The 22224-nt window shown below is 63.2% G+C and carries 24 protein-coding genes and 2 pseudogenes; 16 read left to right on the forward strand and 10 right to left on the reverse strand.

Features of this window, described 5'->3' with window-relative positions; translation table 11 throughout:
- Nucleotides 1-442, reverse strand: a pseudogene (locus H8A92_RS23965) (adenylate/guanylate cyclase domain-containing protein); the annotation flags it as partial.
- 77 nt (nucleotides 443-519) lie between these two features.
- Between H8A92_RS23965 and H8A92_RS23970 the strand changes: the two are divergent.
- The gene (locus tag H8A92_RS23970; RefSeq protein WP_229198050.1) at nucleotides 520-972 is read left to right on the forward strand and encodes an SRPBCC family protein; all 453 of its coding nucleotides are present in this window, start codon (nucleotides 520-522) and stop codon (nucleotides 970-972) included.
- Nucleotides 973-983: 11 nt separating this feature from the next.
- Here H8A92_RS23970 and H8A92_RS23975 read toward each other — a convergent pair whose 3' ends face one another.
- A complete protein-coding gene (locus H8A92_RS23975) occupies nucleotides 984-1625 on the reverse strand; it encodes an HD domain-containing protein (protein WP_229198051.1) in 642 nt (213 codons plus the stop codon).
- A gap of 206 nt (nucleotides 1626-1831) precedes the next feature.
- Between H8A92_RS23975 and H8A92_RS23980 the strand changes: the two genes are divergently transcribed.
- Both H8A92_RS23980 and H8A92_RS23985 read left to right on the forward strand, forming a co-directional pair.
- Nucleotides 1832-2797: a GlxA family transcriptional regulator gene (locus H8A92_RS23980; RefSeq protein WP_229198052.1), complete on the forward strand. Its 966-nt coding sequence runs from the start codon at nucleotides 1832-1834 to the stop codon at nucleotides 2795-2797.
- A gap of 82 nt (nucleotides 2798-2879) precedes the next feature.
- On the forward strand, nucleotides 2880-3446 hold the full coding sequence (locus H8A92_RS23985) for a histidine phosphatase family protein (protein WP_229198053.1): 567 nt from the start codon (nucleotides 2880-2882) through the stop codon (nucleotides 3444-3446).
- Between the two features lie 11 nt (nucleotides 3447-3457).
- Here H8A92_RS23985 and H8A92_RS23990 read toward each other — a convergent pair whose 3' ends face one another.
- Entirely contained in the window at nucleotides 3458-3811 is a 354-nt protein-coding gene (locus H8A92_RS23990) for an MmcQ/YjbR family DNA-binding protein (RefSeq protein WP_229198054.1), read from the reverse strand.
- A 51-nt stretch (nucleotides 3812-3862) separates the two neighbouring features.
- Here H8A92_RS23990 and H8A92_RS23995 point away from each other — a divergent pair, with 51 nt between their 5' ends.
- The 3 genes from H8A92_RS23995 to H8A92_RS24005 all read left to right on the forward strand — a co-directional run bounded on the left by H8A92_RS23995 (nucleotide 3863) and on the right by H8A92_RS24005 (nucleotide 5572).
- A complete protein-coding gene (locus H8A92_RS23995) occupies nucleotides 3863-4147 on the forward strand; it encodes a hypothetical protein (protein ID WP_229198055.1) in 285 nt (94 codons plus the stop codon).
- 76 nt (nucleotides 4148-4223) lie between these two features.
- Nucleotides 4224-4679, forward strand: a complete 456-nt coding sequence (locus H8A92_RS24000; protein ID WP_229198056.1) for a PadR family transcriptional regulator — start codon at nucleotides 4224-4226, stop codon at nucleotides 4677-4679.
- A 194-nt stretch (nucleotides 4680-4873) separates the two neighbouring features.
- Nucleotides 4874-5572 (forward strand): GNAT family N-acetyltransferase, encoded by a 699-nt coding sequence (locus tag H8A92_RS24005; protein ID WP_229198057.1) that lies wholly within the window; start codon nucleotides 4874-4876, stop codon nucleotides 5570-5572.
- Between the two features lie 7 nt (nucleotides 5573-5579).
- Here the strand turns inward: H8A92_RS24005 and H8A92_RS24010 are convergent, their stop codons facing one another.
- Nucleotides 5580-7493 (reverse strand): right-handed parallel beta-helix repeat-containing protein, encoded by a 1914-nt coding sequence (locus tag H8A92_RS24010; protein ID WP_229198058.1) that lies wholly within the window; start codon nucleotides 7491-7493, stop codon nucleotides 5580-5582.
- A 157-nt stretch (nucleotides 7494-7650) separates the two neighbouring features.
- Between H8A92_RS24010 and H8A92_RS24015 the strand changes: the two genes are divergently transcribed.
- Nucleotides 7651-7899 carry a hypothetical protein gene (locus tag H8A92_RS24015; protein ID WP_229198059.1) on the forward strand — a complete coding sequence of 83 codons (249 nt, stop codon included), beginning with the start codon at nucleotides 7651-7653 and terminating at the stop codon, nucleotides 7897-7899.
- 64 nt (nucleotides 7900-7963) lie between these two features.
- Nucleotides 7964-8308 (forward strand): Lin0512 family protein, encoded by a 345-nt coding sequence (locus tag H8A92_RS24020; RefSeq protein WP_229198060.1) that lies wholly within the window; start codon nucleotides 7964-7966, stop codon nucleotides 8306-8308.
- A 30-nt stretch (nucleotides 8309-8338) separates the two neighbouring features.
- Here H8A92_RS24020 and H8A92_RS24025 read toward each other — a convergent pair whose 3' ends face one another.
- On the reverse strand, nucleotides 8339-9220 hold the full coding sequence (locus tag H8A92_RS24025) for an SDR family oxidoreductase (RefSeq protein WP_229198061.1): 882 nt from the start codon (nucleotides 9218-9220) through the stop codon (nucleotides 8339-8341).
- A gap of 79 nt (nucleotides 9221-9299) precedes the next feature.
- Here H8A92_RS24025 and H8A92_RS24030 point away from each other — a divergent pair, with 79 nt between their 5' ends.
- On the forward strand, nucleotides 9300-10004 hold the full coding sequence (locus H8A92_RS24030; RefSeq protein ID WP_229198087.1) for a glutathione S-transferase family protein: 705 nt from the start codon (nucleotides 9300-9302) through the stop codon (nucleotides 10002-10004).
- Here H8A92_RS24030 and H8A92_RS24035 read toward each other — a convergent pair.
- Together H8A92_RS24035 and H8A92_RS24040 are read right to left on the reverse strand one after the other, a co-directional pair.
- Nucleotides 10001-10552, reverse strand: a complete 552-nt coding sequence (locus H8A92_RS24035; RefSeq protein WP_229198062.1) for a disulfide bond formation protein B — start codon at nucleotides 10550-10552, stop codon at nucleotides 10001-10003. The two genes, H8A92_RS24030 and H8A92_RS24035, sit on opposite strands and share 4 nt — an antisense overlap.
- An 8-nt stretch (nucleotides 10553-10560) precedes the next feature.
- On the reverse strand, nucleotides 10561-10719 hold the full coding sequence (locus H8A92_RS24040) for a DUF5993 family protein (RefSeq protein WP_021080068.1): 159 nt from the start codon (nucleotides 10717-10719) through the stop codon (nucleotides 10561-10563).
- Nucleotides 10720-10860: 141 nt separating this feature from the next.
- On the opposite strand from H8A92_RS24040, the gene H8A92_RS24045 reads away from it, so the two are divergent.
- Both H8A92_RS24045 and H8A92_RS24050 read left to right on the forward strand, forming a co-directional pair.
- Complete coding sequence (locus H8A92_RS24045) at nucleotides 10861-12189, forward strand: dicarboxylate/amino acid:cation symporter (RefSeq protein ID WP_229198063.1); 1329 nt, start codon at nucleotides 10861-10863, stop codon at nucleotides 12187-12189.
- 288 nt (nucleotides 12190-12477) lie between these two features.
- Nucleotides 12478-13119, forward strand: a complete 642-nt coding sequence (locus tag H8A92_RS24050) for a glutathione S-transferase family protein (RefSeq protein ID WP_229198064.1) — start codon at nucleotides 12478-12480, stop codon at nucleotides 13117-13119.
- A 150-nt stretch (nucleotides 13120-13269) separates the two neighbouring features.
- Here H8A92_RS24050 and H8A92_RS24055 read toward each other — a convergent pair whose 3' ends face one another.
- Nucleotides 13270-13773 carry a lipocalin-like domain-containing protein gene (locus tag H8A92_RS24055; RefSeq protein ID WP_229198065.1) on the reverse strand — a complete coding sequence of 168 codons (504 nt, stop codon included), beginning with the start codon at nucleotides 13771-13773 and terminating at the stop codon, nucleotides 13270-13272.
- A 306-nt stretch (nucleotides 13774-14079) separates the two neighbouring features.
- Between H8A92_RS24055 and H8A92_RS24060 the strand changes: the two genes are divergently transcribed.
- Both H8A92_RS24060 and H8A92_RS24065 read left to right on the forward strand, forming a co-directional pair.
- On the forward strand, nucleotides 14080-14466 hold the full coding sequence (locus H8A92_RS24060; RefSeq protein ID WP_229198066.1) for a hypothetical protein: 387 nt from the start codon (nucleotides 14080-14082) through the stop codon (nucleotides 14464-14466).
- 854 nt (nucleotides 14467-15320) lie between these two features.
- Nucleotides 15321-15725 (forward strand): hypothetical protein, encoded by a 405-nt coding sequence (locus H8A92_RS24065; RefSeq protein ID WP_229198067.1) that lies wholly within the window; start codon nucleotides 15321-15323, stop codon nucleotides 15723-15725.
- A 218-nt stretch (nucleotides 15726-15943) separates the two neighbouring features.
- On the opposite strand, the gene H8A92_RS24070 is transcribed toward H8A92_RS24065, so the two are convergent.
- Nucleotides 15944-17191: a hypothetical protein gene (locus H8A92_RS24070; RefSeq protein ID WP_229198068.1), complete on the reverse strand. Its 1248-nt coding sequence runs from the start codon at nucleotides 17189-17191 to the stop codon at nucleotides 15944-15946.
- Nucleotides 17192-18434: 1243 nt separating this feature from the next.
- Nucleotides 18435-19831: pseudogene (locus tag H8A92_RS24075) on the reverse strand (winged helix-turn-helix domain-containing tetratricopeptide repeat protein).
- A gap of 162 nt (nucleotides 19832-19993) precedes the next feature.
- Here H8A92_RS24075 and H8A92_RS24080 point away from each other — a divergent pair.
- From H8A92_RS24080 to H8A92_RS24090, 3 genes are all read left to right on the forward strand, one after another.
- Nucleotides 19994-21034, forward strand: coding sequence for an alpha/beta fold hydrolase (locus H8A92_RS24080; RefSeq protein ID WP_229198069.1), 1041 nt, complete (start codon nucleotides 19994-19996; stop codon nucleotides 21032-21034).
- Between the two features lie 78 nt (nucleotides 21035-21112).
- Nucleotides 21113-21622 (forward strand): cytochrome P460 family protein, encoded by a 510-nt coding sequence (locus H8A92_RS24085; protein WP_229198070.1) that lies wholly within the window; start codon nucleotides 21113-21115, stop codon nucleotides 21620-21622.
- Nucleotides 21623-21721: 99 nt separating this feature from the next.
- On the forward strand, nucleotides 21722-22090 hold the full coding sequence (locus H8A92_RS24090; RefSeq protein ID WP_229198071.1) for an ArsC family reductase: 369 nt from the start codon (nucleotides 21722-21724) through the stop codon (nucleotides 22088-22090).
- Nucleotides 22091-22224: the final 134 nt, after the last annotated feature.

Consider the following 22224-nt stretch of genomic DNA (forward strand, 5'->3'; position numbering starts at 1 on the left):
CCGCGAGCGCGGCGAGCGGTGCGGCCATGAAACGCGCCGCCTCGCGCAACCGATCCGCCTCGGCCGGCGTGAAGGGTTGTGTCCCGATCCATCCGAGGGTCGGGCCGTCCGGTCGCGTTCCGATCGTGTCCTCGTGGATCGGACCGGATGCGAGGCCGTTGAGCCAGCGCCGGCCGGCATCGCCGGACCCCACCATAGCGGGCATTGCAAAGGGTTGTTCCGGCGCGAAACCGAGCGCTTCGATGACCTCGCCATTCTCGGCACGCCACAGCCATGTGCGCCGCGCGATCAGCGGGTGCGGAACTTCGAGCGTCAGGGCGCCGCCGGCAAGCGGCAGGCCATCCGTGATAAGATGTGTGCCGAGGTCCGCCAGCAACCGGTTGGCGCTGGCGGTCTCTGCCGCCGCGTCGACCAGCCAGCTCAGTGTCGAGGACAATTGCATCACCCCATCATGGAGTTGATGCGCCGCCCTTGTCACGCTTTATCCCTGAAGATCCGCCGTCTATGGAGGATGGATCGATGACTGAAGCCTTCATCGTTCAACGCGAGATCCAGATCGCAGCGCCGCCCGCAACCGTGTTCGCCTTCCTGACCGATCCGCAGAAGATCGTGAGTTGGATGGGGCTGGAGGCCGAGACCGAGTTGCATCCCGGCGGGCTCTATTTGCTCAAGGGTCTCGGTGACGACCGCGGCCGCGCCGCGCGCGGGGCGTTCCGCGAGGTCGTGCCTGTGCATCGTCTCGCCTATAGCTTCGGCTGGGAGGACGGCCCCGAAGTGCCACCAGGATCGAGCCTGATCGAGATCGACCTGATCGACAAGGACGCCGGCACGCTGTTGCGGATGACCCACAGCGGCCTGCCGAACGCGGAGCAGTGCGCGGCCCATGACAAGGGTTGGGCACACTACATGGGCCGCCTCTCGCGCGTGGCCGCCGGCCAGGATCCCGGCCCCGACCGCGGTCCGCATGCCTGAGGTCGCTGACCTCATGTCGGCCATTTCGAGCCGAGGATGATCGAGCAGAAGTTCAACCTTGTGTAGTTGATGTCCTTGAGCGCCAGCACGTCGGCCTTGACGTTGCCGAAGGTGGTCAGCGGCTTCTTGATGGTGCCGCCGGCGAAATGGTCGATGATGTTTTCCTTGAAGTTGGCCTCGCGCGGATGATGCGCACAGACGTGGTCGCGGTGCCCGTGCGAGAAATCGTCATAGGCGATGCCGAGCACGTCCATCTCGACGCCGGCGGTGACGAGCGCAATGGTCGGACGCATATGCTCGGGAATGCCGGGCGTGGTGTGCAGCGCGATTGACGCCCAGACGTCCTCGATGTCGCGTTCCGCGACGCCATAGCTGTTCAGGAAGTCGCGTGCGGCGTTGGCACCGTCGACCTCGAAGCGCAGATTCGGGCTCGCATGCGCAGCGGTCAGGCCCATGTCGTGGAACATGGCGCCGATATAGAGTAGCTCGGGATCGAATTTCATCTTGCGGCGGTTGCCGGTCAGCGCGCCCCAGAAGAACACGCGGCGGCTGTGATTGTAGAGCAGATCGTCCTCGGTGTCGCGCACCAACTGGGTCGCGGCGCGGGCCATGGCGCTGTCGGGTACGCGGATGCCGGCGATTGTTTCGGTCATTTCAAGACGCTCCTCGATATGGCAAGACGAAGCCGTGGCGTGCGAACACGCAGCCGCCGACGCCCGTCCTTGCGGTGTGTCTGGATCGCCTGGTGGCGTGATCCGCGGTGCTCTTGTCGCCTGGCTTGACGGGCGCTCGCAATCGACGCGCGCCGCCGGATCGGGCCAACGAGACATCGTTTCGCGCCAGCGGGCAGGGAGAAGGTATGGCGGTTCAGAAGGTCGCGATCGCGATTCACGAAGGGGTTCAGGCGCTCGATGTCGCCGGTCCCGTCGACGTGTTCGCGGAAACCAACAGTTTCGTCGCTGATGACGACGGCTATGAGACGGTGCTGGTCGGCGCCAGCCGCGAGCCGCTGCGTGCTTCGAACGGCATGAAGATTTCGGCCGACCTCCGCTTCGACGAGGCAACGGAGAAATTCGATATCCTGCTGGTTGCGGGCGGGCCGGGCCTGCCCGACGCCGCGCCGGATCCCGAACTGACGCAGTGGCTGCGCGGGGCGCCGGAGCGCGCGGAATTGTACGGTTCGATCTGCACCGGCGCCTTCGCGCTCGGCCATGCCGGGCTGCTCGACGGCCACAAGGTGACGACGCATTGGCAGAATGCGCAACGGCTGGCGGCATGTTTTCCGGCCGCCGAGGTGATCTTCGACCGGATCTATATTCGCGACGGCAAATTGATGACATCGGCTGGTGTCACTGCCGGGATAGATCTCGGACTCGCACTCGTGGCCGAACGTCATGGGCCTGAGGTTGCGGTTGCGGTCGCAAAGCGGCTGGTCGTGGTGGCGCAGCGCCAGGGCGGGCAGTCCCAGTTCAGTCCCTATCTCACCGCGCCGGTCGATGAGGATTCGCCGATTGCCCGCGCGCAGGCCCATGTCATGCAGCATGTCGGCGAGCGCCACACCCTGCAAACGCTGGCCGACGCCGTCGGCATGAGCGTGCGCAATTTCGGCCGCGCCTTCGCGCAGGAGACCGGCATCACGCCGCACGAATTCGTCGAGCGGGCACGGGTCGACGCCGTGCGCCGGTTGCTCGAGGGCTCAGACCGGGCGCTGAAAGCGGTCGCCTTCGACTGCGGCTTCGGCTCGGCGGACCGGATGCGCATCGTGTTCACCGAGCGGCTCGGCGTGTCGCCCGCGCAGTACCGGTCGAGCTTTCGCAAATTGTGACGCCGTTTATGGAGTGCAGCATGCCGCCGGCGTAGGATCGAAATTGCCGTGCCAGCAACACAGCTTCTCCCGCGAGGACGCCATGGACGCACTCACACTCTTCATCATCCGTCATGCCGAAAAGCCTGATGACGGCTGGCCGGGCCCCGGCTTCACCGCGGACGGTGTGTCCGATACCGAGTCGCTCGTTCTCCGCGGCTGGCAACGCGCCGGCGCCTGGGCAGCATTGTTCGGCACCGACCTTGCCAAGGGCGACTATGCGAGGCCTGACGCGATCTATGCCGCGACGCCCGGTACCACGCCCAACCGCGGCCCGAGCAGCCGTCCCGCTGAAACGATCTCAGCGCTGGCGGCGCGTCTTGGTGCGACGCCCAACGAAGATTTTGGCAAAGGACATGAGCCGGCGCTGATCACGGCGCTGCTGGCGCTGAACGGCGTCGTGCTGCTTTGCTGGGAGCACAAGGCGATCATTGCCGACGTCCTTCCGTTGCTACCAGTCAGCAAGGGCAAGCCGCCCACCAAATGGGACGCCAGCCGGTTCGACGTCGTACTGCGCTTCCACCGCGCCAAGGGCGAAGACAAGTTCGCCTTCAAGGAGCTGTTTCCAAAATTGCTGTCAGGCGATTCCGACCGGCCGCTGGGCGGCTGAGCCCAGGCCGGTCAATCGAGCCCGAGCGCCTTGCGCGATTTCCGCGTCAGCTTCGCGGCGATGAGCGCATGCGCCTGATCGAGATAGGCCTTGAGCTCGGCGTCGGGAAGGGCATCGTTGCCGATCAATTGCACCCATCTGGCACGCGCCAGATACGGCGCCGGCCGCGCGAGCTGCTGCTCGATCAGGAGCTGATAGGCCATGTTCGAGGTCTTGAACATGAAGCCGCCGGAGCGCTCGATGAAGCCGCCGGCCAGCGCGAACATCTTGCCGCCGACCTTGAACACCGACGTGCCCTCCCATTGCACCACCTTGGTGGCGGCGGGCAGGCGCAGGCAATGAGCTTCGAAGGTTTTTGGGCGCATGGATCACGGGATTGAGTGGAATGTTCACCGTCAACGTCGCATATTTGCGATATGGGCAGTACCCTTCCAAATTGGCTTGGGGGCGTCACCACCGCGCGCGTCGCGACGTATTGCGTCGCGCTTCTGATGGCGGCGCTCTTCCTCTATGGCCTCGCCAGGTTCCCGGATGCTCCACTGCACATTTGCGCCAGCGGATATTGTGGAAAGCAGGGCCAACCTCACACGCTTTCCGAGTACACCGACTTCAAGGTCTGGGAGCGGGCGCTCTTCATCTGTTGGCCCGTCGGCATGATCACGCTGTTTCTGCTCCAACGTTGGACGAGCAGGCGCAAATGACCCCCCAAGATTCCTGAAGCCCCAAAGCATCTCCTGGAGCTACCGCCCGGCAAAGGGCGCGGTCACTCACGGAAACGTGGGTTGGCGTTATTCGATCGGCGAGCAGCCGGCGCACGGCTACGAGTTGATCAAGAAGATCGAGGACCGGTCGGACGGCTTCTACAGCCCGAGCCCGGGGGTGATCTATCCGGCGTTGACCTTCCTCGAGGAGATCGGCCACGCCAGCGTCACCCAGGACGCGGCGCGCAAGCTCTACAGCATCACCGAGCAGGGCAAGGCGCATCTCGCCGAGAACCGCGCCACTGCGGACATCATTCTCGAAGCGCTGTCGCGGATCGGCCGTCGCATGGAGGAGGTGCGCGAAGCCTTCGCCGGCGTCAGCGATCTCGACGGCGAAGCGTCCGACGACGTGCACCGCGCGCGTCACGCGCTGAAGAGCGCGCTGCGGCAGAAGCGCGGCTGCGACGCCGCCGAGGCGCGGCGCATCGCGAAGATCCTCGACCGCGCCGCCGCCGAAATCCTGCAGCAATGACGCAGCCGCAAGTTCGTGTGCGATCAGAAATGGCTTCGTGCCGCTCAAGGGTGGCACCGAGCGCTGTCTGAGCCATCAGGCGCGAAGACTGCACATCCTGCTGGCGTGATTGTGAGCTGCAACGGCATCACGCTACGCTGGATTTTGTCGGCGCTTCTTGCTCTGCTCCAAGAAAATCAGGAGCGAAGCGCCGCATGTCCGAAGTCCCGCCCATTCATCCGCTTGATCGCCCGATCTGGAGCGCGCTGACCACACGGCAACGCGACCTGGCGCAAGGCGGCGCCGATGCGCGGCGCTTTCCGCTCGCGATCGCCCCCTTCGCCGACATGGTCGACATGTCGCCAGGGAGTTTTGCCGCGCTCGGCGCGCTGTTGTCGGGACAGGAATTCGCGGTGCTGTTCACGCCCGATCCTGTTGCCGTACCGCCGGAGTTCAAGGTGCTGCTGGCCGAGACCGGCGAGCAGATGATCGGCACGCCTGCCGACTATTCTGCGCCCGGCGTCGAGATCGTCAGGCTCGGCGCCGCCGACGTTCCCGCGATGATGGCGTTGACGGAACTGACGAAGCCCGGACCGTTCAGCGCGCGGACCCATGAGCTCGGCAACTTTTTCGGCATCCGCGTTGGCGGCGAGCTGGTCGCGATGACCGGGGAGCGGATGAAGCCGGGGAACTATACCGAGATGACCGCAGTCTGCGTGCATCCGGACCACCGCGGCCGCGGCTATGCGCAGGCGCTATTGTCGGCGGTCGCCCGCCAGATCGTGGCGCGCGGCGAAATTCCGTTCCTGCACGTCTTCACCAACAATGTCTCGGCGATTGCGCTCTACCGCCGTCAGGGCATGGAAATCCGGCGTCGTCTGCACATCACGGTGTTGCAGAAGCAGGGCCAATAAGAGAGGCTCAGGCCAGCCGGTTGCCGGCGAGATGCACCGTGCGCTTGTCGCAGCTGGGATCGATCGCGACGGGGATCGTCGCGATCTTGCCGCGTGCGGCGACGTTGTTGCTGATCTCGATGTTCCGGGCGCGGCCGACGAAGATCGCGCTGTTGGGCTTGATGTGGAAGAAATCGCCTGCCCCGAACGCGTTGCCGCGTACAAACGTCTGGCCGATCACATTGCCGGCGATCTTGGCGCCGTCGGCATTGCTGACGAAGATCGCGTAGATGTAGGAATCGTCGATGTGATTGCCTTCGATGATGACGTGCCGGTTCTGGAAATTGTCCTGAAATCCCTTGGCCCCTTCCGGCGGCACCATGCCGACGTAGATCGCGCTGAGTGTTCCGCTGCCGCTGGTCAGCTCGTTGGCGCCGTTGACGCAGTGGCTGAATCGGTTGTTGCGGAACACGAGGTTGTCGGCAAATCCGGACTCCGACCAGAAGCCGATGTCACTGCCGGCTTGCAGCGCGACACCGGTCGAGAAGGTGAATTGGCAGTTCTCGACGATGGCGTTCGGTGCCTTCATCAGCACGCGGCCGCAGGCGTGGAAACTGCAACGCAGCAGGGTGGCGCCGGATCCGATATGCGTCAGCGAGGTGATGGCATCGCCGGTCTTGAGCGGCAGGTCCTGTTGCAGGACGACGTCGTAGATCAAATCCGGTTGGGTGGTCGGGCTCCTGTTCTTCCAGAGCTGGGCGATCTTCGCCTTCAGCTCCGGCGCGTGGCGCTTGGTCAACTGCGCGACCTTGCTGCGTCCGAGCGAGCGAAACGTCGCGTGATCACTGCTCTCGACGTCGTCGCCGGCCGCCAGGCCAATGTCCCATTTCGGGCTGAGCAGAAACCGCCGCGGCGCGGTCTTCGCCACGATGTAGTAGTAGAAGCCGTGCACATTGATGGCATCGTCGGAGGTGTTGGCGAAACTGCAGTCCTCCATGGTCGGACCGCGCGCGACCGCGGTGAAGTGCGAGCCGTCGGAGTTGGTCGAGATCAGCCGGTCGGTCGCAGCGCCCTTCGGCCGGGGTCCCGGAACGACCGAGACCTTTTGCAGCATCATCGAGCCGTCGCCGCCATTCTCGACGATGCCCATGCCCGGCGAGGCCAGGAGCTTCAGGTCGATCAGGCTGGTTGCGACGCTGGCGTCCACGGCGATGGCGTGCGCGCCGCTGTTTGCGATGGTGACGACATCACCGACCGCGATCGGCAGCTGGCTCGGGAAACGATCGTTGGCGCTCCATCGCAGATGCACCTTGATCAAGCCGTCGCCGAGGCGCGTGGCATGGACCGGTGAGAGGAAATCCCTGGCGCCGGTCTTCAGTGCCCGATTGTGACGGTCCATCACCTTGAAGAAGCCATCCGTAAAGGTGGCCAGCAGCGCGGCATCGTCGGGATAGCCGGGGTCGACCTTCACCGTGATATCGACCGCCTGCTTGTCGAAGGCCGTGATCATCCCTTGCGTGAAGGGCAGCGGGTCGTAGTCGACGGTGAGATCGCGGAGGGTGAGGCGGTTGCAGCCGGAGATCGCGAAGGTCCCGCTGCGCGTCGTGTTGATCAGCTGCGCGCCATTGCCGTTGAGCTCGAAGCCGTGCAGCTGCCGGAATGCGAGCGGCCGCTTGATCCGGTAGCTGGCGTTTCTCTCGAGGTTGAGGGCGATGTGAACTGGCCCGGCTCTGCTTGCATCCGCCGCTGCCTTGGCGACGGCAGTCAGCGCTTTGGCGAAGGCCGCGTCGGCATCGCCGCCGGAGGTGGCGGTGAAGGTCGCCATGTCGAAGCTGGCCGCGCCGGGGACCGACACTTGTTCGGCGCGGCTTTCGCTGCCGAGCAGCGGGCTTGCCACGAAAAGCGAGGCAAGCGTCAGCGCTCGCCGGCGGCTGATCGGCATGGTGCACGGCTCCTTGCGAGACCGGGATCGTTGCGCGCACTATCCGGCCGCGGAGATGAATTGGAGCGAAACGACGGGACGCTGGCGCGCGGGCTCGCGACGTTGTGAAGGACATCGCTGCCGGGCGGAGGAGCCGCGGGAATGCCCCCCCGCGACATTGCTTGCGACCACTCCTGCGGCGGCGCGTTCCGCGGCGATGGTGCCGGTCATGATGGGGCTCTTGATGACGGGCAGCAATTTCGGCCAGGTGACCGGGCCGATTGCGGTCGGCATGGTGGTCTCGGCGTGGGGTTGGGGCGCGGCCTCCGTCATGGTGGTTGCGGCGGCGATCCCTGCCGGCCTCGCGGCGTGGATGCTCGCACGCGGCGATCACAACCGCGTGGGTGAGACAAGCGGCCAGGCTTGACGGCGCGGGCGCGGCGGTCGAAGGAGTGATCAGTCTCTCATGCCAACGACAACAGGAAAGTTTCATGACACGCGTGCGCTGTATCACCGAAATGGGCATGGGCGTCGACGTTCACGGCCGCGACGCCACCAAGGCCGCCAAGCGGGCGGTCTCGGACGCGATCCGCCATTCCAGCCTCGGCTTCTTCCGCATGCTCGGCAAGACCGCCAACGACATGTTCGTCGATGTCACGATCGCCGTGCCGAATCCCGAAGATGTCGATATCGAAGCGGTCGCCAGGGAACTGCCCTATGGCACCAAGACGGTGAAGGCGATCGCGGGCGGGCTCGAGATTCCGTCCGATCTCGGCAACGATCCGATCCTGATCGCGAACGCCGCCGTCATCGTCAGCTTCGACGACGGGAAGTGACGAACGGACGGCACGCGACGTATGAGTGCGTTATTCGCCGCCCCTGAAATAGTCGGGCTTGCCGGTGGTCCAGGTCTCGCCCCAATGCTGGCCGCCGCCGTCGACGGTCAGCATCTCGCCGGTGATGAATTTGCCCGACGGCGCGGCGAGGTAGACGGCGGCTTCCGCGATGTCCCACGGGGTGCCCGGGCGCATCATCGGATTGGAGCGCGGATAGGCGGCGCGCGCGGCCTCGCTGTAGACGTTCCAGCCCTCGGTCTCGATCGCGCCGGGCGCGATGCAGTTGATGCGGATGTGCAGCGGCGCCCATTCGACCGCGAGCGCGCGCGACAGCCCGATCACGGCGGAGCGCGCCGCGATCGAGTGGGCGATGCCGTAGAGCCCGTGGGTCGTGACCACGACGATATTGACGATGCTGCCGGGATGCGCGCGGTCGCGCCAGCGCTGCGCCGCGGCCTGCATCATGTACCAGGTACCGTTGAGGTTGGTGTTGATGACCGCATTCCAGCCCTTGATCGAGACATCGATCGCGGCTTGCGGGAACTGGCCGCCGGCGCTGTTGACGAGGTGATCGATGCGGCCATGCTCGGTCCACAGCGTATCGAACATCGCGTTGACCGCGTCGGCATCCCGGATGTCGGCGACATGCGCGGAGGCCTTGAGGCCACGATGGCCGAGATGATCGACCAGCGCGTCGAGCTTGTCGGCATTGCGGCCGACCACGACGACATGGGCGCCGAGCCGGGCGAACAGCCATGCGATGGCACGGCCGATGCCGCCGGCGCCGCCGGACACGACGACCACCTGACCGGCCAGCGCATCGGCTGCGAACACGGTCGGATGTGCTGCGAGCTCGTCGTCGGAGAGGCCGAGCTTTGTGCCTGTCGCTTGATCGTTCCCTTGATCGTTCATGGCCGGTTGCAGACCTTGCGGCTTTCACTTGGCTCCGTACATTAGCCACCCAACAACAACCGTGCAAAGAATGTCTGATATGACCGACCTCTCGGCTTTCCCCATCACAAAGCGCTGGCCCGCCCAGCATCCGGACCGCCTGCAGCTCTATTCGCTGCCGACGCCGAACGGCGTGAAGGTCTCGATCATGCTCGAGGAGATCGGGCTGCCCTACGAGGTGCATCTGGTCGACTTCAACAAGGACGACCAGAAGACGCCGGAGTTCCTGTCGCTGAACCCGAACGGCAAGATCCCGGCGATCCTCGATCCCAGCGGTCCCGGCGGCAAGCCGCTGCCGTTGTTCGAATCCGGCGCCATCCTGCAATATCTCGCCGAGAAGACCGGCAAGCTGCTGCCTCAGGATGCGGCGCGTCGCTACCAGGCGATCCAGTGGGTGCATTTCCAGATCGGCGGCATCGGGCCGATGTTCGGCCAGGTCGGCTTCTTCCACAAATTCGCCGGCAAGGACTATGAGGACAAGCGGCCGTTGCAGCGCTACGTCGCGGAGTCCGCGCGCCTGCTCGGCGTGATGGAGACGCATCTCGCCGGACGGCAATGGTTCATGGACGATGAATACTCCATCGCCGACATCTCGATGCTCGGCTGGGTGCGCAATCTGATCGGCTTCTACGGCGCGCGCGAGCTGGTCGAATTCGACCGGTTCGCCCACGTCGCGGCCTGGCTCGAGCGCGGTCTCAAGCGGCCGGCCGTGGAGCGCGGGCTGAATATCCCGAAGCGCGCCTAACCCCGCTTCAGCAGCTCATACACGACCGGATTGTCGGCGCAGGCGCCGAAGCCGCATTCGAGCAAGGTCGAGAGCACGTTCAGTGCCGTCAGCCCGACCACCAGCCACGCCGCACCTTGCGCGAACTTGCCGGGCGCGGTGACTTGTGCTGTGCGGTGATCGAACTGGCGGTCGAACAGCAGCATCGCGGCGAGCAGGATGATCGCTGCGATGAACCCGATCAGCGCCCACGTATAATAATGATAGCCGAGCAGCGGCGACCCGTACCCGGCGTCACCGGGCAGGATGTGCAGCAGCACCTGCCTTGTCGAGACCGCGGCACCGAGGACCGCCGTCAGCAGCGACAAGGCATAATGGCTCGGCCGCGGTCCGAAGCGGATGTTCAGGATCGGTCCGATCGCCAGCAGCGCAAACAGGGTGCGCTGCAACAAGCACAGCGGGCAGGGCAGCTCGTGCAGCAGCAGTTGCGCCGCAAAGGCTGCGGCCAGCAGCAGCGCCAGGCCGTAAAGCGCGAGGGCATTGAGGGTCACCGCCTGGGTATCGGTCATGGCCGGCCTCAGAACGACAAAGTGAGACGGTCGGTGGCGTGGTGCAGCAAGGTTGCGACGCAGGCGACCAGGATCACCGCGAACAGTCCGATCGCGAGCGGACGCGGGCCGCGCCAGGCCACCAGCATGGCGATGGTGATGGCGAGAAACAGTGCGGTGAATTCCATCTCAGCCTCCGGATACAAGCCGGATGTAGTCTATGACAGATTCGTGTGCGCGCGCGGCGGCGCGAAGGACCATTGTCGCTTGCGTGCGGCTCCGCCAAGATGGCATCACCAGTTGAGTTCATTTCCAGCCCGGGGCACCTCATGGCCACAGACGCGATCAAGCCCGCCGTCCATCACAAACATCAGCCCTGGTACAAGATCCTCTACGTCCAGGTGTTGATCGCGATTTTCGCGGGCGTCCTGATCGGGTACTTCTATCCCGGCCTCGGCAAGCAGTTGAAGCCGCTCGGCGACGGCTTCATCGCGCTGATCAAGATGATGATCGCGCCGGTGATCTTCTGCACCGTGGTGCACGGCATCTCCTCGATGGGCGACCTCAAGCGGGTCGGCCGGGTCGGCCTGAAGGCGCTGATCTATTTCGAGGCGGTGTCGACGGTCGCGCTCGCGGTCGGCCTCTTGATCGGCGAGCTGCTGCAGCCCGGCCGCGGCTTCAACATCGATCCCGCCACGATCGATCCGAAGTCGGTCTCCACCTACGTGACCCAGGCGAAGGAGCAGGGCATCGTCGCCCATCTGATGGCGATCATCCCCGACAGCTTCTTCGGCGCCCTGGCGCGCGGCGACCTGCTGCAGGTGCTGCTGATCTCGATCCTCTCGGGGTTTGCCATTGCCCTGATGGGCAAGCCCGGCGAGCCGATCGCCGAGGCGATCGACAAGGCCTCCAAGATGTTCTTCGGCATCATCCGGATGATCGTCCGCGTCGCACCGCTCGGCGCGTTCGGCGCGATGGCCTTCACGGTCGGCGCCTACGGCCTCGGCTCGCTGGTCAACCTGGCGGCGCTGATCGCGACCTTCTATCTCACCAGCATCCTGTTCGTGCTGATCGTGCTCGGTGCGATCGCGCGGCTGGCGGGTTTTTCCATCATCCGCTTCATCGCCTATATCAAGGACGAGCTCCTGATCGTGCTCGGCACCTCGTCGTCGGAGACGGTGCTGCCGCAGATGATCCAGAAGATGGAGCATCTCGGCGCCTCGCGCTCGGTGGTCGGCCTCGTGGTGCCGACCGGCTACAGCTTCAATCTCGACGGCACCAACATCTACATGACGCTGGCGACGCTGTTCCTGGCGCAGGCCACCAATACCCACCTGACGATCTGGCAGGAACTCGGCATTCTCGGCGTCGCCATGATCACCTCGAAGGGCGCCTCCGGCGTCACCGGCGCCGGCTTCATCACGCTGGCCGCGACGCTGTCGATCGTGCCTGACATTCCGATCCAGTCGATCGCGATCCTGGTCGGCATCGACAAGTTCATGAGCGAGTGCCGCGCGCTGACCAATCTGATCGGCAACGGCGTCGCCTGCGTCGTGATCAGCCTCTCCGAGGGCGAGCTCGACAAGGACGCGCTGCACGAGACGATGGCGCATCCGCTTCAACTCGGCGAGGCGCTGGAGCCGGGCGGGAGCGGCTAGGGCAATGTGAAGTTATCGGGCCGTCGGAGGAGGCGCTGCAAAAATATCGAAAACAACCCCATGCAAAGGAGCCGGTGGCGTCCGGAGGCCCACCAAACAGCTTGACACGTCGGGCAACTCAGCAATATTCTTCTAATATTCCGAAATTGCGCAGGCGTCCGCTCGCCCCAACGCGGGTCGCATGTATGCGCCAAGCCTTGCGTGCATGATGCGCCATCGGCCGTCCGTTGCGCGACAGGCTCACCTCTGCGAGTTAGGTCACCCAGCTCAATCCAGGAACGCTCAACTATGCTCACCGTCTATGGCGAAGGTCGCGGCTTCCGTGTTGTTTGGCTGCTCGAGGAACTGGGATTGGCCTATCGGCTGCGCCCGGTCGATCTGCTCGCAGTCGAGAATGATCACGATTTCCTCGCGATCAACCCGGCCGGCTTCATTCCCGTATTGCAGGACGGCGAGACGATCATGGTCGAATCGATTGCGATTCTTCAGTACCTGCTTGCCCGCCACGGCTCAGCTTCGCTCGCCGTCGCCCCTGATGATCCCGCCTTCGCGTCCTACCTGCAATTTCTCCATATGGGCGAGGCCGGTCTCGCCGGGCCGATGAACGCCGTTATTGTCGGTCGCCAGCTGGCGCCGGAAGCCGAGCGAGATGCCCGGGTGACCCGCTGGGCGCTCGAGACCTTCGAGAGCCGGCTGGGGTTCGTGATCCGTCGCCTCGCGGTTTGCCCCTATCTCGCCGGCAACCGATTCACTGCTGCCGACATCTCGGTGAGCTACGCCCTGCTGCTCGGCCTGCGAACCGGCAATTACGTTCCTGGTTCGATTGAGCGGGACTATCTCGCCCGCACGACGGCACGGCCTGCCTACATCAGGGCGATGGACAACTGCCAGGCCACCAAGGCCTGGGCGGCGAGATCACCGGGATTGTAGTGCTGGCTTCAATCCGGCTGTGGCTCCGCGCTTGCAAATCTACTGCGTAGGCCGTGTACTCGTTGAGCGGCTGGCGTCCGATGTCCGCTAACAGCTGCGCAAATGCGGACGTCTCCCGAGATCCGCCGACAGCGGAATTGCCCGAGTCGATCACTTTGCTCGTTTCCAAGTGACGTCGACCACATCGCTACCCGGAGGACGGACGGTCAGCGTTAGTTGGTCCTCCACAATCGTCACAAGGCGCTTCTGATCGGTGCCATTCCAGTTTGGGAAGGAACTCCCCTCGATGTGAATTGTGATGCTACGATCTGCCTCGCTCGTCGAATATGTTCCGAAATAGGTTATCGTTCCGGTATCCTTGTTTTCTTCTGGCGTACCTTGCCACAAGGCGTTGCTCGCATACTTCGCGCGCTCTGACTTCATCACCGTGATGATGTAGTGTCCATCCGCATCGAAGAACGCAATACCCTTCGGGCCAGTCCCGTAACGCCTGACGATCGTGTCGTCAGCCTTCTTCTGCTCCCAAGCGATCAGGGTCCACGTACCGATTAGCTGCTGCTTGACTGACTGCATCTGACCGATCGCGCCGGATGTCATGGTGAACACTCCAAGAGCCGTGATCGAGCACGCGGCGAGAATCGCCCGCAACCTCATCGGTCTCTCCCCTAAGCGAGTTCGCAATCTTGTGATGTTAGCATGGGTGCAGCCAATCGAGGTAGGCAGACGTTCGGGTCGGTGCGTCCGCATTGGGTCAAAGCCGACAAAGATGGCGGACCGCCGCGACGTCCTCTAAGGGGACCCAAAGGCGACATTTACGACCTCGGTCGTTCACATCGATGAACGCTGAGCTTTGATCCAGGTCAAGGGTACGATGCCCCGGTGCGCGAGGCTTCGGACGACCCGCGGTTAACGCGATGTGCCGGTGTCCGCGGCTTTCTCTATCGAAAAAGGAGTCCGCCAATGTTGCGTCGAACTCTCATCGCTTCGGCAGCCGCAGCCATGCTGTTGGTCACCTTCGCTCCCGACGACGCGTTTGCCCGCGGCGGCGGCATGCGCGCTGGAGGTTTTCACGGCGGCGCTGTGCGAGCGGGCGGCTACCGCGGCGGCGCGGTCGCGGCTCGGGGATACCGGGGCGGTGCTGTCGCTGTGCGCGGCGGGCGCTACGGCTATCGGGGCGCGTACGCTGCAGGGGGGTATCGCGGCTACGGCTACCGCTACGGGGCCGGAGCGGCGGCAGTGGGCGCGGCTGCAGTCGGCGCGGCTGCGGCGGGGGCTTACTACCGCGGTGGCTGCGGCTACGACGCTTACGGCAACTGGGTTTGCCCGGGCGGGTATTATGGCTACTGAGCGGCGCGACGCCGCTGGTCCATGGTGCTCAAATCCGATGCTGAGATCATCGGCATAGCGCACAATGATCATTTTGCCAGTAGCGGCCAAGTTGCCGTCGCCAGCGCCTGGCCGCTACTGCGGCTGTCTTGGGTTGAGGTAATAGGTCGCGTCCATGTACTGAGGCCGCTATTGGGCGACCTTTAGTGTGGATGTCGCCTGTTGGCGCCTTCGCGACATATTGCATCGCGGCACGACCTTTGTCGCTAACGGGGTATAGCGGAAATTGACAGGCCGCCGTCTATTGCGGAGGGCGATGCTCGTGACCCGAAGCAGAAATCCGTTGTCCAATAAATCTTGCCATTTTTGGCAACAGCGCCACACTTCTCTTGCATACTGCCACGGGAGGCAAAAATGCGGCGATCAATCGCGTTGTCGGCATCGTTAATAATTGTGTTCTTAGCTGGAAGCACTGGAACGGGAGGTGCCGTGGTGGTTTATTGCCAATACGCTGGTTATCCTGCTAATTGCGTAGTAAGACCCGGGGTCGTAGTCACACGAAGCCATGAACTTCGCAGAATTGAATCCGCAATTGATCCTCGCCCGAGCGGCCTTATTAGGCAGGACTTATTCGATCGGAATAACCCGAACAATCTGCGATCGGATTGGCCCAGCCCACCTGCCCAACCGGGCCAGTGAGCAGACCGCCTGTCTCCGAATCTTTTGTCTGAGTTTGGCCCTTCGCGACATATTGCACCGCCACGCGCCGTTGGTGGCTAACGGAGCATAGCGGAAATCGACAGGCCGACGTCTATTGCAGAGGGCGACGTTGGTGACCCGTTGCGGACATCGCAGCGAGTTGTCATTCTCTTGTAATGATCAATAACTGGCTTGCCTATATGCGCACATGGGCGGTTTCTATGGCTGCCTGTTGCCCCCTTTGCACCAGCGCATTTGCCTGTCTGGGGCCAAGCTTCGAACGCGGGATCGTATTCGAGCACGTCCCGACCGACATCGACGCACCGGTCGTCATAGAAGCGACGATCTATGACGAGACGCAAGTAGGCGACGCGCGTGGCAACCAGACGATCGTAATGAACGCGCGAGTTGATCGAGTGATTAGGGGATCGATCGATGCCAAGTACTTGAGGATATTTGTCCACATCGGAGGCTGTACCCGCGTTGGCGTCGGACAGGGTATCGTTCTCGGAACGCTTCGAGACGATCCTGTGCGCGGGATTATGTTGGAAGCAGTCGCGCAGACAGAAGATCCCGGCTAAGCATGCTCATTCAGGCAACCCGGCCTGCCGCAGGGCGCCGTTCATCTTCTCGATGTATTCGGGCGAGAAGCAATACATGCGGTAGAAGCTGTCCGCCTCGCGGATGGAAAAGTCCGGCCTCAGCTTTAGTAGCTTTGCTACTTCCGCTTTAGCTTCGTCGATCCGACCAAGAAACGGCAGGGTATACGCCTGATCGAGATGACTAAGCCAAAATCCCTCTAGCCGTGCCGAAAATCCTTGACCGATTGTTCGTATTCGCCTCTCCACCAATGGCGTTTGGCCGGCGCATACCACCACGCAAACGAAGCACTTGGGCCCGCTAGTCGAATGCCCTTTTCAGCCATCGCTGCGCCTTCATCCCAATCCCCCATAAACGCAAGCTGGTTGCCAAGGACTCCAAGCGAACGAGCATCGTTCGGATTGAGCGCGATAGCTTTCCGAGCCTCTTGCCTGTAGAGATCGAGCTGACACTTGGTACTAATTGCGAGGGCGTAGGCCCTTCGGACGTATGCGTCATCTGGCGCAAGCTCCACCGCGCGCGCAGCGGTACGCACAATCTCCTCGTTCAAATAAAGCCGCTTGTCAGCGTGGTTCACTTGGTCCATCGGCAAGCCAGCCCCGAGAAACCTCTGCACAAAAAGACCGACCGAACGTGCCGCTAGTGCAAGCGCATTGTTCGGCTGCTGATCCGTCAGTTGTTTCGAGCATTCCAAGCCCTTGAGAACCACCGCCGACGAGCCGGTCGCGCCCGCTGTTAGCGCGTAGACGATACATTCATAGGGGCTGAACTCAGCGACAGCCTTGTGTTGCAGGTTCGCGAAATCTGCGCTCATGATCGGCCCGGGATAGCCCCCAATCTGGGCGGCGGCAACATCTCCGATTTCGTAGGCATCGGTCTCCGTTTGCACCCCTTGGGCGCTCGCCTCGAAAGACCGCGACCATAGCTCCGAGCCGGTTTTCAAATCCGCAATCTGAATGTTGGCACGGGCGCCGTCGCCTGACGGGCGAACCTCTCCGGTCACAAGATAATCGATCCCGGCTTTCAGTGCTGCCTCGACTGTATTTCCGTCTTTCGAGATGTTTGCGGACAGTGCGCGGGGGACGACACGAAGTGTACTGAACTTCCCAAGCGAAGACGCAACCTGTTGCGTCATGATGTCGGCGAACGGATCTAGGGACGCTGCTTTGACGGGGTTCGTGAAGGGCAGTACCGCGACTGCGGGCCCCTTGGTGACAATCAACGACGGTGACTGCGCCGATTTGGTGGTGTCGCCGCGTGTGTGACTGTATAGGACATCCCACGCGCGCCAATAGCCTGCGAGCCCTCCGGCGATGGCGCCAATCGTAGCAATTGATGCAATGATCGTTCCGAACTTCTTGAAATAGTGGCGCGCGCGAGCAACTACTGAGATGGATGTGTCCGTGCTCAATTCCGGGGCATTTGCAGACTGATCTGCACCGTCCATCGTCCTCCCCCAAAGCCAAAAGTGTATCGACGGTGGGTTCAACTGTCCAGATAAGCGAAGATCATCTACCCGGTTGCGCTGCAGCACAGGATGACCCGTAGGTTAACGGGAAGGCCTTGAGATTTTATTCCGAGAGATCGGTCCACTAAAATCGCTTGAAGCGCGTAGGGTGGTGCCTGACCCACGCGCTCAAGCGAATCCGTTGGGCGTCAAAAGGCGAAAAAGGCAGCTGACCGACGTGACGTCCGCGAAGGGTCAAATTGCGACTTCAACCCTGTTTCAGGGCTGGTCCGGTCTACGCCGAATACCGGACGCTGCGGTCGTTCGCGTGGAGGTCAGTAGCGGGCCACAAGCCGACGTAAACCATGACGGGTCAATAAGCGACATGATAGACGCGGTGTAGGTTTGGTCCGAGAGGTCAGATGGTCGGGATTCTGAATGTAGTCGGCTTCATTATAGCCGCTTCCCTTTTTGCAAAGTTCTTCTCACGCAGCGTCGTGTCAGGGTGGGTATTGGCGGCCTTGGTCAATAGTCCTAGTCTCCTCATCTACATTTTACACGACGCTAGGCATGAGAATACGTTCGTTCTTTTTCTAGGAGTGGTTCTCCTCGCAGGTTTCGGCGGCTTCGGGATAGGTGCAGTCGTTGGAATGATAGTCGCGTCAGTCCGGCAACGCCGCGAGCCGACATAGGTCTGCTTCGGGTCAAAAGGCGACAGAGACTGCCGATCGCAGCGACTTTCGCTAAGGGGATCAGAAGCCGACAAAGGCCGCGCGCGATCTCGTTCATCGTTCCATCGACCTTCATCTTCCGTGAGCCAGAACATGGCGTCTTGGTAAGAGCTCGTTGTGTGACAGACAAACTTCTCGGCAGGGTCATAAATTTCAAATGATGACCCAGCTTTATCCGAAAGCAAGATCAGGACGTAAGGAGGACGGGCCGTATCATCAACCCAGACTTCATACCATGCATGCTCGTTCATTGACTGGGGCCTGCTCTGGGAATGACGTGACGGACGGAAATGCAGTCAGGCTAATGTAGCGTCAAAGTAGAACAGCGTCCGCTTCACTCCAATGTGCCAACATCGCGACCGCTCCCGTCGCCGCGGGTTCCTTGAGCCTGACTGCCGAAGCGAGTCGAATCCTGCGCTACAAACTCTGCGACGAGGAATGGACTGCCACCAGGCCGGTACTGCCGCGCATCGCACCGTGGGCGAACGATCATCGCGCTCCCCCGAGCGGCATCAGTCCGGGACACCTGCTGCCTTGAGCGTTTCGCGATAGGTCGCGGACATCGATTGCACCGGAAACGGAATCCGCGACAGGAAGCCGGAAATCGAAAGCTCCGGATCGACCTTGAGCAGTTCGCGCGCGATCTGGGTCGCGCGCTCGCGCTCGCCGGTCTTGACCAGCGCCACGATCAGGACGCGCAGGGCGACCGCGAAGCGGCGGTTCTGCGCCAGCGCCTTGTCGGCCCAAACAATCGCTTCGGCGAAGTTTCCGTCGAGCACCGCGCAGATCGCTAGCGCCGCGGCGGCGAACCAGCCGCGGGGGTCGCGCGGGTTGAGCCGCTGTGCGCGCTCGATCATGGCGCGGCCGGTCGTCTGGTTGCCGCGCATCGCTTCGATCCAGCCGCCGAGCACCAGCGCCATCGCCGAATTCGGGTTGATCGCAAGCGAGCGCTCGAACAATTCGCGCGCAGGTTCGATCTCGTCGGCCATGTTCCAGATCGCGAACGCTGCCATCCACAGCACCTGCGGATCGCCGGGCGTGAGCTCGACCGCACGCCAGGCCTGTGCGACCGCGCGCTCCCGGTAGGAGTCATCAGGCTTCAGCCAGCCCTGGACATGGCGCATCGCATGGCAATAGGCCGAGGCAGCAAGCGCCGGCGCGTAATTCGGATCGAGCGCCAGCGCCTGGTCGAGGCACTCAAGCGCGGCTTCCATGCTCTCGGGCGTGAACTCACGGCACCATCGAACCGGTCGGCCCACAGATGCGCGCCGGAGCTGGCGTCGATCAGCTGGCCGGTGATGCGCAACCTGTTGCCGCCACGGCGGACGCTGCCTTCGAGCACGTAGCCGACACCGAGCTCGCGGCCGACCTGGCGGATATCGACCGCTTTGCCCTTGTAGGTGAAGGCGGAGTTGCGCGCGATCACGGTGAGGCGGCTGCAACGGGCGAGCGCGGTGGTGATGTCCTCGGCGATTCCGTCGGCGAAATAGTCCTGCTCGGGATCGCCGCTCATATTGGTGAAGGGCAGCACCGCGATCGACGGGCCCTCGCTCGGCCTTGGCGGAGTGGCGTTACCAGCGACCGGATGAGCGGGTGCGCTGTCCTCCCTGACATCGCCGACAAAGCGGAGACCCTTGCGGGGCAGGGTGCGGATCAGCCGCTGCGCCTCGCCATTGTCGCCGATCGCGGTCCGCGCGGCGTTGACCCGGCTGCTCAGCGTCGCTTCCGAGACGATCCGGCCGTGCCAGACCGCGGCCAGCACCTCGTCGCGGCTGACCACCCGGTCGCGGGCACGGATCAGGAATTCCAGGAGGTCAAAGACCTGCGGCTCGACGGCCACCAGGGCATCGCCGCGGCGCAGCTCCCGGCGCTCGGAATCGAGGGTCAAGTCGTTGAAATGGTAGGTCAAATCGAAAAGTCCGGGGCCGGCGGCTGAATGCGTGGCGGAACCTAGCACAGCCGGCCCGGAGCCAAAATCACGACGGTCTGAAGGACAAATCCACGTCCTCTGAAAGCGGGCGGGGGCGGTCTCTGCAATATTGGATTCGACACCAGAGTTAAGGAGATCGCCATGTCTCAAGCCATCAATCAGCAACGCCGCCGCTTCCTCGGTATCGCCGGCGGGATCCTCGCCGCTTCCAGGCTCGGCCTGATCGGATCGGCCAGCGCGCAATCCAAGGCGGCACTGCCCGAGGCCAAGGCCGCCGGCCACACCTCGATCGGCCCGGTCAAGCAGATCAATGCCGGCGTGCTCGACACCGGTTATGTCGAGATGGGTCCGGCGTCGGGTCCCGCCGTCATCCTGCTGCACGGGTGGCCCTATGACATCCACAGCTATGCCGACGTCGCGCCGGCGCTGGCGGAAGTCGGCTATCGCGTGATCGTGCCGCATCTGCGCGGCTACGGTACTACGCGTTTCCTCTCCAGCGATACGATGCGCAGCGGCCAGCCGGTGGCGGTCGCCGCCGACATCATTGCCTTGATGGATGCGCTGAAGATCGAGAAGGCCGTGCTCGGCGGCTATGATTGGGGTGCGCGCACCGCCAACATCATGGCGGTGCTGTGGCCCGAGCGCTGCAAGGCCATGGTCTCGGTGAGCGGTTACCTGATCGGCAGCCAGGCCGCCGGCAAGATACCGCTGCCGCCGAAGGCCGAGCTGCAATGGTGGTACCAGTTCTATTTCGCGACCGAGCGCGGCCGTGAGGGCTATGCCCAGAACCGGCACGACTTCAACAGACTGATCTGGCAGCTCGCCTCGCCGCAGTGGAAGTTCGACGACGCCACCTATGACCGCAGCGCGGCCGCATTCGAGAATCCCGACCATGTCGATATCGTGATCCACAATTACCGCTGGCGGCTCGGTCTCGCCGAGGGCGAGGCGAAGTACGACGGTTTCGAGAAGACGCTGGCCCAGGCGCCCGTGATCGCGATCCCGACCATCACAATGGAAGGCGATGCCAACGGCGCGCCGCATCCGGAGCCATCAGCCTATGCCAAGAAGTTCTCCGGGCATTACGAGCATCGGCAGCTCGCCGGCGGCATCGGCCACAATCTGCCGCAGGAAGCGCCGCAGGCCTTCGTCCAGGCCATCATCGACGTCAGCAAGGCCTAGCGCGTTTTCGAGCGAAGTGGATACCGGTTCGCGTGAAGAAAGCGCGTCAAACAAGAATCGAGAGCGCGGGCAAGTATCATGAGACAGGTTGTGAAATGGGCAGCTGCCGCGATCGCGGCAGCCTGCATCAGCGCATCATTGCCGTTTGCCGTCGGGCATGCCGATGATGCGGCACTTGGGTCGCCGATCTTCGGCGTGAAAATTCCCGAGGGCTATCGCGACTGGAAGCTGATCGCGGTCGGCGAGGAAACCGGGCTCGACGAACTACGCAGCGTGCTCGGCAATGCCACCGCCGTGAAGGCCTATCAGGAGGGCGCTGCGCGTTTCCCCGACGGCACCGTGCTGGTCAAGCTCGCCTGGAAACGCAAGCCGGTTGCGGGCCTCAACGGCGCCTTCATCACGGGACCGGCGACCACCGTGCAGGTCATGGTCAAGGATACGGCCAAATATGCCGCGACCGGCGGCTGGGGCTTCGGCCGCTTCATCGACGGCAAGCCGGTCGATGCCGCGCAGCACGAGACGTGCTTCGCCTGCCACGAGGCCCATGCCAGCGATCACGATTTCGTCTTCACGCATGACGCGCACTGAGCACTACCAATATCGGTGTGGAGACCGGCGCTGTCCGATCTGGCGCTGTGATGGTTGCGGGGCTAGTTTCCCCGCAGCAATCGCATGCGGGGAACGGCTTTGACCATCACCATCTACGGCATCAAGAACTGCGACACCATGAAGAAGGCGCGCAGCTGGCTCGACGATCATGGCGTCACCTATGACTTCCACGACTACAAGACCGCTGGGATCGCCAAGGACAAGCTCAAGCAGTGGAGCGACGAGGTCGGCTGGGAGACGCTGCTCAACCGCGCCGGCACCACCTTCAAGAAGCTGCCCGATGCCGACAAGGAAGGGTTGAATGAGCGCAAGGCGCTGGCGCTGATGGCCGAGCAGCCGTCGATGATCAAGCGTCCGGTGCTCGACCTCGGAGCGAAGCGCGTCGTCGGCTTCAAGCCGGATATCTATGCCAAGGAAGTGCCGGCGAAGGCGCGCAGGAAGGGCTGATGCGTTTCGCGCGTCCCCAAGGTTTGGAGTAACCTGCCGACAATCCCCGACGAATCCGTCGAAAATGACCCAAAGCGGACGTGTTTGAGCGTCCGGAAGTTGCCATTTCCACGCGAACTCGCGTATGCACTATG

It is taken from the genome of Bradyrhizobium acaciae (assembly GCF_020889785.1).
Lineage (GTDB): Bacteria > Pseudomonadota > Alphaproteobacteria > Rhizobiales > Xanthobacteraceae > Bradyrhizobium > Bradyrhizobium acaciae.